Below are 18,526 nucleotides of genomic sequence, written 5' to 3' on the forward strand. Positions count from 1 at the left end.
CCTTGGATGGGAGTGCCGATCGTGGCTAAACCGACTAAACCAAACACAACAGGCTCAGCGAATACAACGGCTTCGGGCCGGGGCAGCTCGGCCGGCGTTCCCAAAAAACCAGCCAACCAATACCTGTTGCCGACTGTAAAGAACGCCACGACTAACAACACGTTGTATCCGATAGATGCAACGGCGGGGACGACGGTAACGTGCCCGTCAGCGATTCCCGCAGGCACTCAAATTACGCTGAGCGTGGCGATCAAGGGCCAAGAAGCCAATCCCGTTTTCACCGCCATGACCCAAGGCACCGGAGCGCCCAATGTCGAGGTAAATGTTCCCGCATGGGTCATTGGCTATTGCATCGGCCGGACCGTGATCATTTGGTACAAGACGGCGGCGGGTGAGTCCTTCCGGCTGGAACTCTTCATTGAAGTGATCAAGCCTGATGACATGCCTGTTCCCAGGTTCACCGACCTGTCCTTCGTTGACGGCTCCTGGTGGCTGGACATGGCCACTTTTCCAGGCGATGCCGGCGTCGAATTGTGCGATTTGCCCTTTATCGCTGCCGGGCAGCGCATATGGTTTGAAGCGGTTGGCAATGAACACCATGCACAGCCGCGTTTCTTCTGGATTCTTGAAAATCATGTCGTGACGGAAGAGGAGGCGCAGAGTGGTTTCTGTTTCCTGTTGGGCATCCTGCGCGCGTGGCTGGCTGAAAATGACGATTATTCGTCGGTCACCACGGGGGCGGGCATCATCTACTCAGATGCTGAGGCCACCGCACCTGAGGACCCGCGAATTTCCCGGCTCCCGGGGAACGCGCAGTTGTCTCGACGAGCCACGGCTAACCTGCGAGTGCGTGAGCCGGAGTTGACGCTGTATGCGCCGACTATCCGGGAAGCCGTGTATGTCGAGGGGAAAGGGTATTTGATCAACCCGGCGAATACCGTCAATGGGGCCCATGTCGTGGTGGCGTACGACGGCATTAAACCCGGTGATAAGGTATGTGTAGAGTTGGCAGGTACGCCGGGACCAGGCACTCCGGTATTGGCGTGTCAGGTCGTGCAGCAGGGGGAGACCAGCCTGTTGTTCGGCGTGCCTGCTTCGGCCATCAGTGCGAACTTCGGTAAACCCATTAAGGTGTCTTACACCGTCCTTCGTGGCAGTGTGTGGCCTTCGTCGGAGTTACTGGCTCGGGTGCTTGAACCCACCGGATTGAGCGGTATAGACGTTGATGAAAAAACCGGCGGTAAGATTTGCCTCAACACTTTTCCCGGTGACGCTACGGTCAGGGTTTCGATTTGGGATTACATTGCCTTAGGGCAAACCGTTTGTTTGTGGATAACGGGAGAACTAGGAGACGGCAGCCCATTTCACTGGGACATACTCACTGCTGAGACCGTAAAACCCGAGTGGGTGACCGCTGGCGTGAGTGCGGCACTGATTCGGGATGAGTTGGAAAAACTGGCCGACTGCCAGGTATTCCAGATTCATTTTTCAGTGAGCTTCAGCGGCTCGACCCAGATGGAGGACGCAATTGCATTCCTACCGTTGTCATTGGAAATGGTTCAGAAAGACCTCGAGCTGGTGGCGCCTTCGGTGCGAGAGGCAGTCGGTAATTTATTGACCGTCTGGAATGGCCGTGATGGCGTGACGGTGAGAGTGGCCTATGACGGCATGTGCGATCGCCACACCATCGCGTTGTGCTGGGAGCAAGCGGGTGGTTGCCTGGCGTTAGCTCCCCAGCCGGGAGACTCCGTTGCGGGCTATGTGGACTTCCATATCCCTCGCGCAGCGGTCATTCATGGGATTGGCAAAACAGTGCCGATCCGCTTCAGTGTCGTTAGCCGTTGCAAGCACGCGACGTCGCCGGATCTTGAGTTGGAGATCAGTGTGCCTGTGTGCCTGCCGACGCCGGTAGTGCCTCAAGCTACGCCGCCTGCGACGCAGGGTGGCATTCTGGATTTGGCCTCCTTTCCTGGCGATGCATCAATCACCGTTTCGGCCTGGTGGTTCGCTCTGGCGGGACACCACGCCTGGTTGAAATGCACCGGCACAAATAAGGACGGGAGCCCCCGCACGTTCTACGCGGTGCAAGGCAGACGGCTCACGCACGACGAGGTCCTGAACGGGCTGGCAGCACCTTTGATCCGAGCAGAGCTGGATGGGTTGAAACACGATTCCTCTCTGACCGTCACCTGTCTTGTCGCATCCGATGGCAGCGAGCATGAGAGCGGTGCGACCATTTTCCCAGCGCTGAAGCTGACTATCAAGCGACCTTTGATTTGTGGCATCGAGCGTTTCGAATCACTGCCGCTGGGTACTTTTGGCGTGGGTGGGAGTGTGCAGACTTCTTTGATGAAGATCACCTTTGCGTCGGGCTCTGGTGTGGCGGGTATAGTCACGTACGCTAATGATGAGTTCTATTCGGGCAAGCACTTTGTCATGTGTGAAAACGTCGACAATCAAGTTCCGCCACAACTGCACCGAATTGACTTCGTCCGGCCATTGGAGTCCGTCAAGTTTGCCTGGGCCTGGAAACAACAACCCGCGACGGTCGTCTATTATGATGAAGGCGGTAAGGTCATAACCAGTGTCGATTATCCTGACGATTGGCGAGGAGGTTTCTGGGTCGAGCATGTGACAGAACCGGGGACGGCTATCAGTTGGTTGACCATTCTTGTGCGCGACTATTCGTTTATCGATAACTTCCATGCCTGCTATCGAGACTGAAGTTATGACGTCGAAGATTTTGAGTTTGCCGTTGGTCGGGGAAGTCGTGAGTTGGCGGCAGAACTGTCAGATCTGACAGTAGCCAAGATTTCTCATCCGAGCGTTAGATAACCGAAGTTTCTGGCTGGCCTGGCCAGCCTCGACGGTTATCTAACGTTGGACAGGAGTCTTATCGTGGCTAAAAAACCGATCTCTAAAAAAACCTCCCCAGCTCAGGCTATGAGCGTTGCGCCCGCCCCATCAACCAAGGTGGCCACGGCTGAATTACCCTTTGCAATCATCCAGTACGCTACGAACAATAGTCTGCTTTACCCTCTGGATGCAGCCCAAGGTACGACCGCGACACTGGCGCTTCCCGCAGGGAGCGCGCAGGTCATTGTGCATTTCGCTATTAAAGGCCAGAGCTGCGCGACGTTCCCGCCGATCAGTGTCGCAAGCGGTGATGTAGCCGATATTCCCTGGCAATGGATCAGTACCTGTATCGGGCATACCGTGCTGATCTGGTACGAGGCCGTTGTCGGTGGTGCACACAAAGAGTCACTGGTACTGGAGCTTGAGATTCAGGACGTCCGCGAAGAGGATCTGCGTGCGTCAATGCCTGGGTTCGCGCATGCCGAATTGGAGTGGGGCACGTTGTGGTTGAACATGTTCAATTTCACGGGGAATGAAACGATCCGGGTCAAGGCCTGGCCGATGATTCGGGCGGGCTCGCGATTGTTTGTTGTTGTCGCCGGTAATGAGCAAAATGTACCACCTGAATTTTGCTGGGCAGCCTTTGATCACGTAGTAACTGACGAGGAAGCGCATGAGGACTACGTGTTTGAGTTCTTCTTGTCGCGCCCATGGTTAGCACACTTGGATGATTACACGTCCTGTACCTGCCATCTGGGGGTTATCTGGGACGGTTGTCACCCTGAGGCTCCGGTGTCGAATGTGAACCCGCTGCCTAGAAACGCTCAGGATTTCCACCAGCGTTCTACGGTGCTGCTGCGCGTCGATCCTGCGCTGGATTTGAATCCGCCTCGTCTACAGGAAGCGGTGCAGATATCCCCGGGTAACTGGCAGGTCAACCCGGCCAACACCACCCAGGGCGGCCATGCATTAGTGACCTACCCAGGCATGACCGAAGGTGATCATGTTTGTATGCAAGCCTCGGGGCCGAATTATGGGCCCTTATCGCTCGGTTGCCAGGACGTGAAGCTGGGCGATGTAAGTCTTTCATTCGAAGTCGCCCCTGAGATCTTCGCAGCCCTGTTCTGCCAAACGTTGACACTGATCTATAGCGTTCAATTTAACAATTACCTGCCTCAGAACTCTCCCGGGTGTGTAATCCAGGTGCTTGGTCCTCAGTTGACCAAGCTCTGTATCGAACAAGCAACGGGTGACACCCTCGACCTCAAGACATTCGACGACGATGCAACGGTGCTGGTGCCTATCTGGGACTACGCTGCTGTCGGGCAATGTGTCTGGGTTTGGATTAGCGGAACCCTGGAGGGCGGTAGCCCTTACCAATTCTTCATCCTGATGGATGAGCCGCTGACTGCAGGCTGGATGACTAATGGCGTCGACGCCCCCATTCCCAGGGCTGAACTGCAAAAACTGGAAGATTGCAGTGACTTTGAGCTGCATGCGGCGGTGAGCTTCGATGGCAACTGCGATCTGGCGACGGCCCTCGAATTTCCGGTTCAGACCTTCAGTATCGATCAGGTAGATTTTGCGTTGAATCCGCCTGAAGTGCGCGAAGCTGTGGGCAATCAACTGACGATTTACAACGGGCGGGACGGGGTCACCGTCCGGGTGGCCTACCCACACATGAGCAGCAGGCATCAGATCCAGTTGAACTGGAAACGATCAGATGGCACTGATGTGCCGTTACCCCCCAAACCGGGCAACTCCAATCCGGGTTATGTGGACTTCAGCGTTGCCCGCGAAGAAGTGATTCATGCCGCTGGCAAGACGCTGACGCTCAACTACACCGTTACCAGTGCGTGCAAGCTTCAGACATCGGGGGATTTGGATCTGGAGGTCAGCGTGCCTGTACGTCTGACGACGCCGGAAGTGCAGCAGGCAACGCCACCCGCCACCCAAGGCGGCATTCTGGATTTACGTACGTTTGCCGGGGACGCTCGCATAGGCGTGCCGGACTGGTGGTTCATGCTGGTCGGGCAACGGGGCTGGCTGGAGTGCTCGGGCCCGCTGTGGGATGGATCGGTCCATACCTTTAAGGTGATGGACGCCGAGGTGATTACTGCAACGGATGTCACCAACAGTTTGTCGCGTGTACTCAAACGGCTCGAATTGGATAAATACGAAACCGGCGCTAAATTGACCTTCACATTCAGGCTGACCGCGGATGGCAGCGCTAATATCGATGAGGCTATCCCTTTTCCACCGTTGAAGTTGATCTTTCGCAAGCGCTTGCTTGACCAAACGCCCTTCGATCCAAACAGGAAAGGGTGGAATGGTTGGCAGAGAGGTGCGGGCGCCACCGATCCCAGGGATCTGGTGCTCAAGTACGGTCCTTATCCTTGGGAAACGGGGATGGGTTATTGGTTGGTAGACTGGGGATATACGAATACATCCAACCCGGCAACGCAAAGTGAGAAACTGTTCAGGATTTTCACCAACCTGGAGCCGGGGAACTCCTATACGTTCCATGCATGGATCCGCGATTCTGTTGGCCTACCCTTGCCGCCTCGCATGGCACTCACAGTGAATGGGAAAGACATAACCCCAGTAATCGAACCTGGCACAAACTGGTTTTTACTGGAGGGCAAGTTTGTTGCTGATTCAAGTACGGCCAGGCTTGGCATTGATAATCGCAGGATGGGAATAGATCCCGCCAATGATTTTGATGTGACATGGATCAGGGTGTTTGAGGGAACACTCTGATTTTCCGAGACGATGTAAAGATAGGGCCTTCACTGTGTGAAGGCCCTTTTCGTAAGGCCGTTGAGTAACTTACCTCGGTTCCAAAATCTTCCCCAATTATTCCGCGAAGGCGCTCGTTGCTGATTACTCGATTCACATTGGGGGTAGCACAATAATGAAGTTATGGCGTTGTGGGATGGTCATTGATCGGAGAGCAAGGGAAATTCGTCAAAACTGTCAATTTTGACAGTAGGCGAAGAAGCGTTAAAAGTGCTCACTAATAGGAGACCTCGGCCTTAGACTGGCTTTGGGTTACAACCCTTGGAACACGGAGTTCTGACCATGGCTAAAAAAATAACGGCGCCTAATGCTTCTTTAAAACCGGTTAATACGCGCAAACCCAAGGCTATCGAGGTTTTAGCCCCAGTGGTTTACAAAGGGGAAGGCGGAAGCATATATCCGCTCGATGCGAAAGATGACCCGCACCTGACCACGGATCCGGACATGGATGACTCGGATATTGTCGTCACAATTTGGGTTGAGGATGGCGGCGGACCCGTATTCGAAGAGATTGTGGATAGAAGTGGTATTGGTGGCGCCCGGAAAATCCCAATCCCCCTGAACATCCTTACATCCGGTATGGGTCACACGCTGTTGTTCAAGTATAGAGGGAAGGTGGGAGGGAAGGCCGCAGAGTCTCGGGTAGCAGAGGTGGAAGTACGTTTTTACGATGAAATAGACCTTGAAAGTTATGTGCCCCGGTTTGTCCACTCCAAGTCTGTTCACAACACGGATACCTTGGACATGTATACGTTTACCGGGGATGAAACGATCGTGGCGTATGCCCATCCTCTCGTTAAAGCACGCGATCAACTATTCGTGAACGTAGCGGGTGATCAGGACGGCACGCCCTTTGCATTCAAGACAGTGGCTTTTTCTCGCGTTGTGACTGCTGATGAAGCAGTGCCGGGTCATGAGTTCAGACTTTCTTTGAAACGCAGTTGGATGGGACGTCGTCGACCCTGGGGGGCGTTGACGATTCATTGGGGATGGATTTGCGATGGTCGCCACCCACGCCCTCCGGCTAGTGTCGATCCTATCCATGAGACGCGTCTCCCGGAAAACGCACTTGAAGGTCGTCCTCGCCCTACCAGTGCCCTGATTGTCGATCCTCGCATGGGAAATATGCCGGCCCCTCATCTACGACAGTCGACGTTTTACAACAATGAGTGGTGCCTTAACTCTGCGCTCACCAAAGATCGCGGAAATGTAGACGTCCCCGACTTGGAAACCTATGCAGGCGACCAGATCTGTTTTTATGTGGGCGGGCCCGGTCACGAAAAAAAGCCACTCGGCTGCGTGACAATTAAAAATGACGGGGATCCGGCAACCATCGAGCTTTCTGCCTGTGATATTGCTTGTTTTTTCAGCATGTCGATGACGCTGACTTATACCGTTCAATTCGCCAGTAGCGGTGAAGCACAGCAATCACCTGAGCAGGTGGTCAACGTATTGTTGCCCCAATTCACTCATCCAGGGATTGAAGATGCAACGGGTCATATCCTGGACCTCGGCACATTTACGGAGGAAGCGACAGCTTTTGTGGCTGAATGGGATTATGCCGAGTGCTCGGAATGTCGCTGGATGTGGATCACGGGTGAGCGTGAAGACGGCAGTGCTATCCGCATTGATATTTTGGTGGATGCCCCTGTTAAGGATGCCAGAAAAACTAATGGAGTCGCTGCCTCGATACCAAGGGTCGAGCTGCAAAAGCTGGCAGACTGCAGCGAATTTGAGCTGCACTTTGCGGCGAGTTTCTGTGGCAAGTGTGAGCTGGAGGATGCCCACGAATTTCCTGTTCAGACTTTCAAAATCGAGCAGGAGCCTTTGGCACTGATCGAGCCGTCAGTGAGGGAGGCGGTGGCTGACCAATTGACCGCATATAATGGGCGCAACGGCGTACATGTTGAAGTGAAGTACACCGGCAGCAATCCCAAGCACTCCATCATTATCTGCTGGGAGAGACCGAACGGTTCTTGCTGGTTGGTGACCTCCCAACCTGGTAGCACGACGGGCGCGGTGATCTGGTTGCTGCCGTCGGAGGCCGTGATCGAGAGCTTGGGTAAAGTGGTGGAGATCACGTTTACTGTCACCACCGCCTGCAAGGTGCAGACTTCACCGCCTTTGCACTTGAATATCAGTCTGCCAGTGCGCCTGGAAACGCCGAACGTGCCGGAGGCTACGCCGCCCGAGACTCAGAATGCCTCTCTGGACCTGAGAACATTTGCTGGGAATGCCAATTCACACATGAAGGCTATGTGGTTCTTGCGGGCAGGGCAGAAGTGCTGGCTGCAGGCAGCCGGGACGGATAAAAACGGTAATCCTTACTCGTTCAATGTGTACGCGGCCAGAGCGATTAAGGTGGCAGAGGAGACCGCTGGGGTGGCGAGTCCTGTACTACGATCCGAGCTGGACAAGTTGAAGGACGAAAGCAACCTGACCTTAACTTACAGCGTAGCTACAAACGGCAGTTCGACTGCGAATGTGGTGTGCCCTCAGCGGGTGCTGCAGGTGCTTTCGCCGCTGGATGATTTCACATCGTTTGCCGGCAATAACTGGAACGGATGGATTCCCGGACCAGCAGCCCTTGGCGAGATGAGGTATGCCTCGTTTTTTGGCAAGACCTGCGTGGCAAATGGCACCGCGAGTACTGCTGGCGTGGGCAACGTCCTGTATAAAGTCTTCACGGGGCTCGTAGTCGGTGCGACGTATGATTTCAGCATTCTCGCCTGCACCTACAACGGCGCCGCTCCATTGCCAAGGTTGTCTCTGTGGGCCAGCGCAGGTGCTGTTACGCCGGTCACGACCTTTTACAACATGGCATGGACACTGCTGAGGGGCACGTTTGTTGCGAATGCACCAACGATGCAACTGGAGATACGCAGCCATGAGTCGTCAGGCGCTTCCGGCAATGACTATGCGATCACTGATATTCGAGTGAGCGGATAGTCGAAAAGTCGTTTTACCGTGAAAAATGCTCCTGCCTGTTGCAGGAGCATTTTTCTCACTTGGGCCCCATAATCTTCCCCAACTTCTCCGGCGAAGGCGCCCCTTGCTGTTGCTGTAGCCCGCCCTTGTCATCCAGATAGAAAATCGCCGGCGTCGCCGACAATTCCAGCTCCTCCATCAACTTCATATTGGCATCAAGCTTGGCCTCGATATCCGCCGGAATCTTGTCCAGTGCCTGCAACTTGCTGCCTTTACCGGCGGCTTCATGTTCTTCCAGAGCTTTTTGCGGGTCCTTGGCGGCGAGCAGCGCGGCGGATTTGCCTGGGCTGTCTTCGCGGATGATGCCGACCATGATGTGGCGCAATTGCACCTTTCCGGCTTTTACCCACGGGCGTGCCTGTTCCCAGAACATGTTGCAGTACGGGCAGTTGGGGTCGCTGAACAGGTAGACGGTGCGCGGCGCGTTGACGTCGCCGTCCTGGATCCAGCTGCTTTTTTGCATCTTGGCCCAGACTTCCTTGGCCATCGGTGCGTACACCAGTTTTTCCAGGGGCGCGGTGCTGAGGTCGTTGCCCTGGGCGTCGTACAGGTTGCCGGCGATCACGTTTTTGCCGTCGGCGGTCAGGTACAGGGCCATGCCGCGGTTCTGGTACTGCGCGGCGTAGCCGGTGAGGCCGCTGGGGGCGTCGAATTTGCCGAGGATCTTCGCGCCCTTGGCCTCGATCTGTTTGATCGGCGCCGGCCAGTCTTCGGCCTGGGCCAAGGTGGCGGCGAGCGTCAGCGGCAGCAGGGTCAGCAGGTGGCGGAGGCGGGGCATGTCGGTTTCCTTATTGGAGCGGTATCGAAGGGTTCCATGGCGCGGGCCAGGCTGGCTTGCGACAGTTCGCCCAAGTGGCTGTTGATCAGGCGTCCATCGGCTCTGTAGAACAAGGTGGTTGGCAAGGCCATCGAGCCCACGGCCTGGCCGAGGCGGCCGCTGGCGTCGAACAGCACGTTGTCGAGGGTCAGGCCCTGAGTCGCGAGGAAGGTGCTGACGCTTTGCATGTTTTCTGCCTGGTTGACGAACAGGAAGGTTACGTCGGGGCGTTGGTGTTGGGCGCGTTCCAATACCGGCATTTCGCGACGGCACGGCGGGCACCAGGTGGCCCACAGGTTGATCACCAGCGGGCCGCCCTTGTAGTCGGCCAGTTGCACCACGTCGCCGTTGGCATTGCGCAGGGTGATGTCCGGCAGTTGCGAGCCTTTGTCGTAGAGGCTCAGGGATAAACTGGTCATGCCCCAGAACACCAGGCCGGTGATCACCCCGGCACTCAGGGGCTTGCGCAGGGCCGGACGACGCCAGCCGTAGGCCAGGGCGCCGACGACCAGAGCGATCACGCCGGGCCAGGCGAGGAAACCGCCGTCGCGCAGGTCGACCATCTGCAACGGGTCGTGGCGGTAATCACTCCAGTACATCAGTACAAAGCTGACGCGAGCTACCAGCATCGCCAGCAGGAACAGGCTGAACAGCACCGATTCCGGGTTTTCACCGCCACGCTTGGCCACGCGCCAGCCCACCAGAGTGGCGAGAATCAGCGCGGTAATCAGCAGCAAGTGATTCAGGGCGATGGCGAAGGTGCCGATGGTCAGGGTCAGCATTCAGAGGGCGTCCCGGGTGCGCGTCCAGCGTTGCAGGAAGGTGACGGCATCGACTTCGCCGGTGATGCGTTGGGCGCGGCGCTCTTCACCGTCCGGGCCGATCCACACGAAGCTCGGTGGGCCAGGGACTTTGTAGCGGCCGAGCAGCGCGCGGCTGGCGGCGTTGTCGGCGGTAACGTCCAGGCGCAGCAGTCGCACGTCCTTCAGGGCGTCCATGACCTCGGGTTTGCCGAAGACCTGTTTTTCCATGATCTTGCACGACACGCACCAGTCGGCGTAGTAGTCCACCAGCACCCATTGGCCCTGAGCCTTGGCGCTGTCGAGTTGGCTTTGCAGCACGGCGGGATCGTTGATGGTCATGAACGCGTCGTGGGCGGTCGGTGCAGCGACGGTCCGCGAGCCGCTGTAGACTTTCAGCGGTTGCCACAGGTCATCGCTGCCACCGGCTGCGCCGAACATCAGCACGGCGCCCCACAGGCCCAGCACCAGGGAACCGGCGCCAAACACCTTGGCCGCGAGGCCGTATTCGCGGGCCAGCGTCCAGCCGCAGTAAGCCATCACCAGCGCGAGTACGCCCCACAGGCCGATCCACAGGCTTTCGCCAACCACCGGGCGCAGCATCAGCACGGCGGTGCCGAGGAACAGGAAGCCGAAGACACCCTTGAGCACGTTCATCCAGGTGCCTGGCTTGGGCAGGAAGCGATTACCCACGGTGACCAGCAGCAACAGTGGGATGCCGATGCCGATGCCCATGGCGAACAGGATCAGGCCACCGTGCAGCGCATTGCCGCTCTGGGCGATGTAGAGCAAGGCGCCGGCCAGCGGCGCGGTCATGCATGGGCCCACCAGCAGGCCGGACAGTGCGCCGAGAACCCCGGCGCCGACCAGGCTGCCACCGCTTTGCTGGCGGCTGACGTTGTCCAGGCGGTCGCGCAGGAAGGCGGGCAGTTGCAGTTCAAAGAAGCCGAACATCGGCAGGGCAAGGATCACGAACAAGGCGGCGAAGCTGCCGAGGATCCACGGGGTTTGCAGCAGCGCGGCTAGATTGCTGCCGAGCAGCGCGGCCAACACGCCCAGTGCGGCATACACCAGCGCCATGCACACCACATAGCTGCTGGCCAAGGCAAAACCGCGACGTGGGCTGGCGCCACTGCCGACGACCAGACCGGCGAGGATCGGCAGCATCGGCAGCGAACAGGGGGCAAACGCCAGCAACAGGCCTAGGCCGAAGAACAGCAACAGGCTCCAACCCAGGCTGCGTTGTTGCAGGCCACTGGCCAGGCTTTGGTCCTGAGCTTCGGCGGTCGCTGCGACGGCCGGGTTGCCGCCAAGGTCCACGGTGATCGACTGCGGCGGATAACACAGGCCCGCATCGGCACAGCCCTGCCAGCCGAGCTTGATCTGGCCGGTTGCGCCGGCCGGGATCTTCACTTCCAGGCCTTGGCGATACACCTCTTGGTCACCGAAGAATTCATCGCTATGGGCCTCGCCTTGCGGCAGCGTGGGCTTTTCAGCCAAGCCATCGAACTTCATGCGCTGCTTGTACAGGTAATAACCGTCGGCAATCTGCCAATACAGCTGGGTCTCGCCACTTTCAAGACGTTCGGAGGTAAAGGTGAAGGCTTTGCCCACCGGAAGGAAATCGGGTTTGGTCTCAAACGGGTTACCAGGCGCGGCCTGGGCAAACCCTGCGAACAACACCAGCAGAAAGGTAAACAGATGCCGCATGGTCAAGCCTTAGTTCGATGCAAGTAGGCACACAATGTGTGGCGTTGATTAACCGATGATTAACCGAGGCTATTCTAGAGGGAGTGTGGACCATTTAGCGGCATAATCTGCGCTTAATCCGCTGCACTTCTAATCACCCCCATCTTTCATGAAGGGTTCACCATGCACGTACTGGTCTGTGAAGACGACGAACTGATCGCCAGCGGCATCGTGGCCGGCCTTACCGCCCAGGGTTTTACCGTCGAGCGCGTGGCCTCGGCCGGCGCGGCGCGCGCCATGCTCAAGGCGGCGACATTCGACATCATGGTGCTCGACCTCGGCCTGCCGGACGAAGATGGCCTCAAGCTGCTGCAACAACTACGCAGCCAGGGCCTGGAAATCCCGGTACTGATCCTGACCGCACGGGACTCGGTGACCAACCGCGTCGACGGCCTCCAAGCCGGCGCCGACGACTACCTGCTCAAGCCCTTCGACCTGCGCGAACTTGCCGCGCGCCTGCAAACTCTGCTGCGGCGGATGGCGGGGCGCAGCGTCAACCTGATTGAGCACGGTCGCCTGGCCTACGATCCGAGCAGCCGCGAAACTTTCCTGGGCGGCCAGCCAGTGGACCTGTCACGCCGCGAACAGGCGCTGTTGCAAGCCCTGCTGCATAACAAAGGCCGTGTGCTTTCCAGCGAGCAACTCAAGGACAGCGTCTACGGCTTCAACGATGAGCTGGAAAGCAACGCGCTCAACGTGCATATCCACCACCTGCGGCGAAAATTGGGCAATGGCATTGTCGAGACCGTGCGCGGCCTCGGCTATCGCCTGGGCTCGGCCGACGGGGGCGAGGACGCGTCGTGAAAAGCCTGCGCCTGCGATTGACGTTCAAGCTGGGCGCCGCTTTTGTGCTGATCTGGGCCCTGGCGGCGGCCTGGATGCTCAGTGACCTGCGCAACCAGATGATGTTCTCCCTCGACCAACGCCTGGTGGCGTCGGCGCGCATGGTGGCGGGGCTGACCGAGCAGATGCCGGGCCTCGCCAGTGTGGGCGGCGGCGCGCATTTCCATGGGGCACAACTGAATGTGCCGGGGGGCATGGCGTGCCAGGTCAGCTCCTTGCGCGGTGAAGTACTGGCGCGTAGCCACGCCACGCCGGATGAAGGGCTGGAATCGCGCCAGAGTGGTTTTCGTGACCAGGTGATCGATGGCGTCAACTGGCGCAGTTTTACCCTGTCCCGTGGCGACCTGTTGATCACCACCGCCGACCGCCAAGTGGAACGCGAGGCGCTGAACCTGTCGATCCTGCTGGCCGCGTCGGTGCCGGTGGGTGTGGCGATGCTCGGCTGCCTGTGCTTGTTGTGGCTGGGCATCGGCCAGAGCCTGCTGCCGCTCAACCGCATGCGTGACGCCTTGATGCGGCGCAGCGCCGACTCTCTCGAACCGCTGCAGATCCACCCATTGCCCAGCGAACTCAAACCGCTGCTCGATACTCAGAATCAACTGTTGCAGCGTATCGCCAAGACCATCGAGCGCGAACGCCGCCTCACTGGCGACGCCGCCCACGAACTGCGCAGCCCCTTGACGGCGATCAAGACCCACCTGCAAGTGGCGCGCATGACCGACGGCGCGGCCCGCGATCAGTCCCTGGCCCATGCCGAGGCGGGCGCCGACCGTTTGCATCGCACCCTGGAGCAGTTGCTGTTGCTGGCCCGCGTGGAAGGCAGCCTGTCATTCGACGATGGGCTGCAGTCCAGCGCCGAAGAAGTGGCACGCCTGGCGATCCAGGATGCGAATGCCGGCGACAATTCGCGCATTGACCTGATCCTGCCGGACAACCTTTCGGCCACCCCGGTGGAAATGCCTGTGGGCCTGGCAGTCGCAGCCCTGCGCAATCTGCTGGACAACGCCTTGCGTCACACGCCTGCGGATACGCGGGTGGAACTCAGTGTATTCACCGACACCGACAACGTGGTGTTCCGCGTGCGTGACCACGGCACGCAGATTTCCGCCGATGACCTGCAATACCTGACCCAACGCTTCTGGCGTAATGGCAGCAGCGAAGGCTGCGGCCTGGGGCTGGCGATCGTGCAAGCCATTGTGCAGCGGTGTTCCTGTTCCTTGAAATTCGACAGTCAACCGGATGGCCTGCGCGTCGACCTGGGCATGCCGCTGCGGCGCTGATCACTTTTCTTTCACGTGCCAAATAGTTACCGCCTTCCTGAAGTTCAAGCCTTCAGGATGGCGGTAATTTTTTTGCGCTTGAACGGGCTGAACGACTCTGCCTGTATTGAAAAGGACGGTTCTTATGTTGGTCATCGATACCAGTTTTCCTGCTACAGGCTTCAACGAACGTAACGGCGAGCCTGTGGGGCAGGTCATCCTGCATTACACCGCGGCGCCTTTTGGCTCCTCCCTGCGCACCCTCACCCAGGACGGGGTGAGTGCGCACTACTTGCTGCCCGACCCAAAAGATCCCAGCTACCGCGCGGCTGGCTATGAAGAGTTGCGTGTCTTCCGCTTGGTGGAGGAAGACAAGCGCGCCTGGCATGCCGGGGTCAGCCATTGGGCAGGGCGCGATAACCTCAATAGCCGCTCGATTGGCATCGAGATCGTCAACCTGGCGCGGGATGTCGGCGGCGTGTTCACGTTCCCTGAGTACGGTGAGGAACAAATTGAGGTGTTGATTGCGCTAGTGCGCGACATTCTCGGGCGTTACCCACAGGTTGGGCCCACGGACATCCTCGGGCATTCGGACGTGGCATACGCGCGCAAGAGTGATCCTGGCCCCAGGTTGCCTTGGCAGCGCTTGCATGAAGCGGGGCTGGGGGCCTGGTTTGATGAGGCGACGCGGGCGATGTATCAGCGACGCTTTTGTGTCGGGTTGCCACCGGAAGCCGAGGTGGAGCGGGCGTTTCAGCGGTTCGGGTACGCACCTGCAAAGAACCGGCAGGGGTTTCAACAGCGCACGCGAGCGTTTCAGATGCACTTCAGGGCGCGGGATTATTGTGGGTTTCTGGATGGCGAGACCTGCGCGATTTTGTATGCGCTGAATGAAAAATACCGCGGGCTCTGATACTGGCTGCTCTTCTGTGGGAGCTGGCTTGCCTGCGATGGCATCGACCGGATTTTCCTGATACGCCGAGTTGACCGCATCACAGCATAGGTATCGACACCTCCAAAGCGAGCCACCCGCGTAGCAGTGAGAAATGTGTAGATACGGGTGCCCGAGCTGCGGTCTATAGGCTTTTCGCGACCGGAGGAGTAAATCCCGTCGGCGCTGGTGCGTTTCCAGAACAGTAAATCCGTTCGCACGCTCCCTCGGGGCCAGACGCCAGCGGATCGGCAGTTTGGTCACCACCATCAGCGTATTGAGGGATCGAGAAATGTCAGTCGCTACCAGCCGTATCGAAGACGCCCAGGTGCATGAAACGCTCTACCAGTTCGACGAAACCCCGCTGCTCGCCCGCCAGCGCCAGCAGGAGTCCAACGCCCGCAGCTACCCACGCCGCATTCCCCTGGCGCTCAAACGCGCCAAGGGCATTTACGTGGAAGACGTGGAAGGCCGCAGTTTCATCGATTGCCTGGCGGGCGCCGGCACCCTGGCGCTGGGGCACAACCACCCGGTGGTGATCGAAGCTATCCAGCAAGTGCTGGCCGATGAACTGCCGCTGCACACGCTGGACCTGACGACGCCGGTCAAAGACCAGTTCGTGCAGGACTTGTTCGGCCTGTTGCCACCAGCGCTGGCGCGGGAAGCGAAGATCCAGTTCTGTGGCCCCACCGGCACCGATGCCGTGGAAGCCGCGTTGAAACTGGTGCGCACCGCCACCGGTCGCAGCACGGTGTTGTCCTTCCAGGGCGGTTACCACGGCATGAGCCAGGGCGCCTTGAGCCTGATGGGCAGCCTGGGGCCGAAGAAACCTTTGGGCGCCTTGCTGGGCAACGGCGTGCAATTTTTGCCGTACCCCTACGACTACCGTTGCCCGTTCGGCCTGGGTGGCGCGCAAGGCGTGCGGGTCAACCTGCATTACCTGGAAAACCTGCTGAATGACCCAGAAGCTGGTGTGTTGCTGCCGGCGGCGGTGATTGTCGAGGTGGTGCAAGGCGAGGGCGGTGTGATTCCGGCTGATCTGGACTGGCTGCGCGGCCTGCGCCGCATCACCGAGCAAGCGGGTGTGGCGTTGATCGTCGATGAAATCCAGAGCGGTTTTGCTCGCACCGGCAAGATGTTCGCCTTCGAGCACGCCGGCATCATCCCGGATGTGGTGGTGATGTCCAAGGCCATCGGCGGCAGCCTGCCGCTGGCGGTGGTGGTCTATCGCGACTGGCTCGACACCTGGCTGCCGGGCGCGCATGCCGGGACGTTCCGTGGCAATCAGATGGCGATGGCGGCGGGTTCGGCGGTGATGCGCTATCTCAAGGACCACGACGTGGCCGGCCATGCGGCCGCCATGGGCGAGCGCCTGGGCGAACACCTGCGCATCCTGCAGCGCGACTTTCCGCACCTGGGGGATATTCGCGGTCGCGGGCTGATGCTCGGCGTGGAACTGGTTGAGCCGGATGGCGCACTGGATATCCAAGGCCACCCACCCGTCCATCGCCAACTGGCGCCGCTGGTGCAGCGCGAATGCCTCAAGCGCGGGCTGATCCTGGAACTGGGCGGTCGACATGGCAGCGTCGTGCGTTTCCTGCCGCCGCTGGTGATCACTGCCGCGGAAGTTGATCGGGTGGCGGATATCTTCGGTCGCGCGTTGGCAGCGGCGGTCGCCAGCCTCTAATTTTTTTGCAACTTGATACGTTTCTACAGATATCAGTGCTGCGTGCAGTGCGCAGCCGGCCTTTTAGCGATGGAGAACAGCAATGACCTCAGTATTTGACCGCGACGACATCCTGTTTCAGGTAGTGGTCAACCATGAAGAACAGTACTCCATCTGGCCCGACTACAAAGCCGTGCCGGAAGGCTGGCGGACCGTGGGTAAGAGCGGCATGAAGAAAGAGTGCCTGGCCTACATCGAAGAAGTCTGGACCGACATGCGCCCGCTGAGCCTGCGTCAGAAAATGGACGGTGCCACGCTCGCCTGATCTGTAGTGAGCGGGCTGCCTCGCGCTGGGGGGGCGAAGCCGCCCTAAAACCAGGCGCCTGAATTCTGTCTGGCAGAACGCGGTGGCCGGATTGGGGCGGCTTCGCCCCCCAGCGCGGGGCAAGCCCGCTCACTACAATAGCGGTCAGTTGGCGTACAGGTAATCCGTCGCCAACGACGCCAACGTCCTCACCCCTACCACCAACGCCGACTCATCCACAAAGAACCCTGGATTGTGATTCGGCGCAGCTTTGCTCATGTCCTGATCCCGCGGCGTCACCCCCAGGAACACAAACAGCCCCGGCGCCTCCTTGGCATAAAACGAGAAGTCTTCCGCGCCGCCCACCAGCGGGCCCTGCACCACATCACCCTGGGCCGCCCAGCGCAGGCTTGGCAGCATCTTCTCGGTCAGCGCCGGGTTGTTGATGGTGGGGTCGTACTTCTCGATGATGGTAACTTCAGCCTTGGCACCGCCGCTTTCGGCGATTTTCTCCACGGTCTGTCGTACGTCTGCGTGCAGTTTCTGGCGGATGCCATAGTCGTAGGAGCGAATGGTACCGGCCATGTCCACCGACTCAGGAATGATGTTGTAGCGCGTACCGCCATTGATGGTGCCAATGCTCACCACCGACGGAAACGACGAGATGTCGGTGCGGCGGCTGACCACGGTTTGCAGGCCGACAATGGTCTGCGCGCCCACGGTAATCGGGTCAATGCCATCCCAAGGGCGACCGGCGTGGGTTTGCTTGCCGAGGATCTTGATGCGCAAGTCATCGGAGCTTGCCAGGGTCGGGCCCGGGCGATACGCAATCCGGCCGGCGGGCACACCGGCCCATACATGCAAGCCAAACACCGCGTCCGGCTTGGGCGCCTTCATCACGCCTTCCTGCACCATCATTTTGGCGCCCCAGGTGTTTTTGCCGTCGGGGATGAAATCACTCGGGCCTTCCTCGGCCGGCTGGAAGTAGAACACCACGTTACCGGGCAGGCGTTCACGCATGCCGGTCAGGATCTTTGCAGTGCTCAGCAGAATGGCAACGTGGGCGTCGTGGCCACAGGCGTGCATCACGTCGACTTCCTTGCCCAGGTAGGTGCCCTTGGCTTTTGAGGCGAAAGGCAGGTCAGCGACTTCCTTGACGGGCAGCGCGTCCATGTCGGCGCGCAGGGCGACGGTCGGGCCGGGCAGGGCACCTTTGAGCACGGCAACAACGCCGGTGCGCGCTACGCCGGTTTTCACCTCGAGGCCGAGGTCGCGCAGCTGCTTGGCGACCAGCTCGGCCGTGCGGGTTTCGGTATTGCCCAACTCAGGGTGGGTGTGAATGTCGCGGCGGGTTTCCAGCAACGCCGGTTCAAGGATTTTTGCCTGCGCGGCGATTTCCTCCCGGGCACTGTCCTGGCCGCTGCTGGCGGCAATCACGGCACTGCTGGCGACCCCGCACAGCATGCCGAAAACCCATGGGTGTGTCAGACCGGTTAAACGCATAAGGACCTCTC

Annotated in this window: 12 protein-coding genes; 8 read left to right on the top strand and 4 right to left on the bottom strand. The window is 59.1% G+C overall.

Features of this window, described 5'->3' with window-relative positions:
- Positions 1–21 precede the first annotated feature (21 nt).
- The 3 genes from JBO08_RS16730 to JBO08_RS16740 all read left to right on the top strand — a co-directional run bounded on the left by JBO08_RS16730 (position 22) and on the right by JBO08_RS16740 (position 8,604).
- The gene (locus tag JBO08_RS16730) at positions 22–2,724 is read left to right on the top strand and encodes a hypothetical protein (RefSeq protein ID WP_256530425.1); all 2,703 of its coding nucleotides are present in this window, start codon (positions 22–24) and stop codon (positions 2,722–2,724) included.
- Between the two features lie 174 nt (positions 2,725–2,898).
- Positions 2,899–5,616: a hypothetical protein gene (locus JBO08_RS16735; protein ID WP_220074766.1), complete on the top strand. Its 2,718-nt coding sequence runs from the start codon at positions 2,899–2,901 to the stop codon at positions 5,614–5,616.
- Between the two features lie 321 nt (positions 5,617–5,937).
- Positions 5,938–8,604: a hypothetical protein gene (locus JBO08_RS16740; RefSeq protein WP_220074765.1), complete on the top strand. Its 2,667-nt coding sequence runs from the start codon at positions 5,938–5,940 to the stop codon at positions 8,602–8,604.
- Positions 8,605–8,659: 55 nt separating this feature from the next.
- Here the strand turns inward: JBO08_RS16740 and dsbG are convergent, their stop codons facing one another.
- The 3 genes from dsbG to dsbD are packed head-to-tail and all read right to left on the bottom strand — an operon-like array spanning position 8,660 to position 11,970.
- Positions 8,660–9,421, bottom strand: coding sequence for a thiol:disulfide interchange protein DsbG (dsbG, locus tag JBO08_RS16745; protein WP_065873395.1), 762 nt, complete (start codon positions 9,419–9,421; stop codon positions 8,660–8,662).
- Positions 9,397–10,242 (bottom strand): TlpA disulfide reductase family protein, encoded by an 846-nt coding sequence (locus JBO08_RS16750; RefSeq protein WP_065873394.1) that lies wholly within the window; start codon positions 10,240–10,242, stop codon positions 9,397–9,399. The genes dsbG and JBO08_RS16750 overlap by 25 nt, the downstream gene beginning before the upstream one ends.
- Positions 10,243–11,970, bottom strand: a complete 1,728-nt coding sequence (gene dsbD, locus JBO08_RS16755) for a protein-disulfide reductase DsbD (protein WP_220074764.1) — start codon at positions 11,968–11,970, stop codon at positions 10,243–10,245.
- A gap of 162 nt (positions 11,971–12,132) precedes the next feature.
- Here dsbD and JBO08_RS16760 point away from each other — a divergent pair, with 162 nt between their 5' ends.
- From JBO08_RS16760 to JBO08_RS16780, 5 genes are all read left to right on the top strand, one after another.
- The gene (locus JBO08_RS16760; protein WP_065873392.1) at positions 12,133–12,813 is read left to right on the top strand and encodes a response regulator; all 681 of its coding nucleotides are present in this window, start codon (positions 12,133–12,135) and stop codon (positions 12,811–12,813) included.
- Positions 12,810–14,132: an ATP-binding protein gene (locus tag JBO08_RS16765; protein ID WP_065873391.1), complete on the top strand. Its 1,323-nt coding sequence runs from the start codon at positions 12,810–12,812 to the stop codon at positions 14,130–14,132. The genes JBO08_RS16760 and JBO08_RS16765 overlap by 4 nt, the downstream gene beginning before the upstream one ends.
- A 124-nt stretch (positions 14,133–14,256) precedes the next feature.
- Positions 14,257–15,024, top strand: coding sequence for an N-acetylmuramoyl-L-alanine amidase (locus tag JBO08_RS16770; protein WP_065873390.1), 768 nt, complete (start codon positions 14,257–14,259; stop codon positions 15,022–15,024).
- A gap of 310 nt (positions 15,025–15,334) precedes the next feature.
- Positions 15,335–16,729 carry an aspartate aminotransferase family protein gene (locus JBO08_RS16775; protein WP_065873389.1) on the top strand — a complete coding sequence of 465 codons (1,395 nt, stop codon included), beginning with the start codon at positions 15,335–15,337 and terminating at the stop codon, positions 16,727–16,729.
- 82 nt (positions 16,730–16,811) lie between these two features.
- Complete coding sequence (locus JBO08_RS16780) at positions 16,812–17,033, top strand: MbtH family protein (protein ID WP_065873388.1); 222 nt, start codon at positions 16,812–16,814, stop codon at positions 17,031–17,033.
- 144 nt (positions 17,034–17,177) lie between these two features.
- Here JBO08_RS16780 and JBO08_RS16785 read toward each other — a convergent pair whose 3' ends face one another.
- Positions 17,178–18,515, bottom strand: coding sequence for an amidohydrolase (locus tag JBO08_RS16785; RefSeq protein ID WP_220074763.1), 1,338 nt, complete (start codon positions 18,513–18,515; stop codon positions 17,178–17,180).
- Between the last annotated feature and the right edge of the window lie 11 nt (positions 18,516–18,526).

Source organism: Pseudomonas sp. LAP_36, from assembly GCF_019456785.1.
GTDB lineage: Bacteria > Pseudomonadota > Gammaproteobacteria > Pseudomonadales > Pseudomonadaceae > Aquipseudomonas > Aquipseudomonas tritici.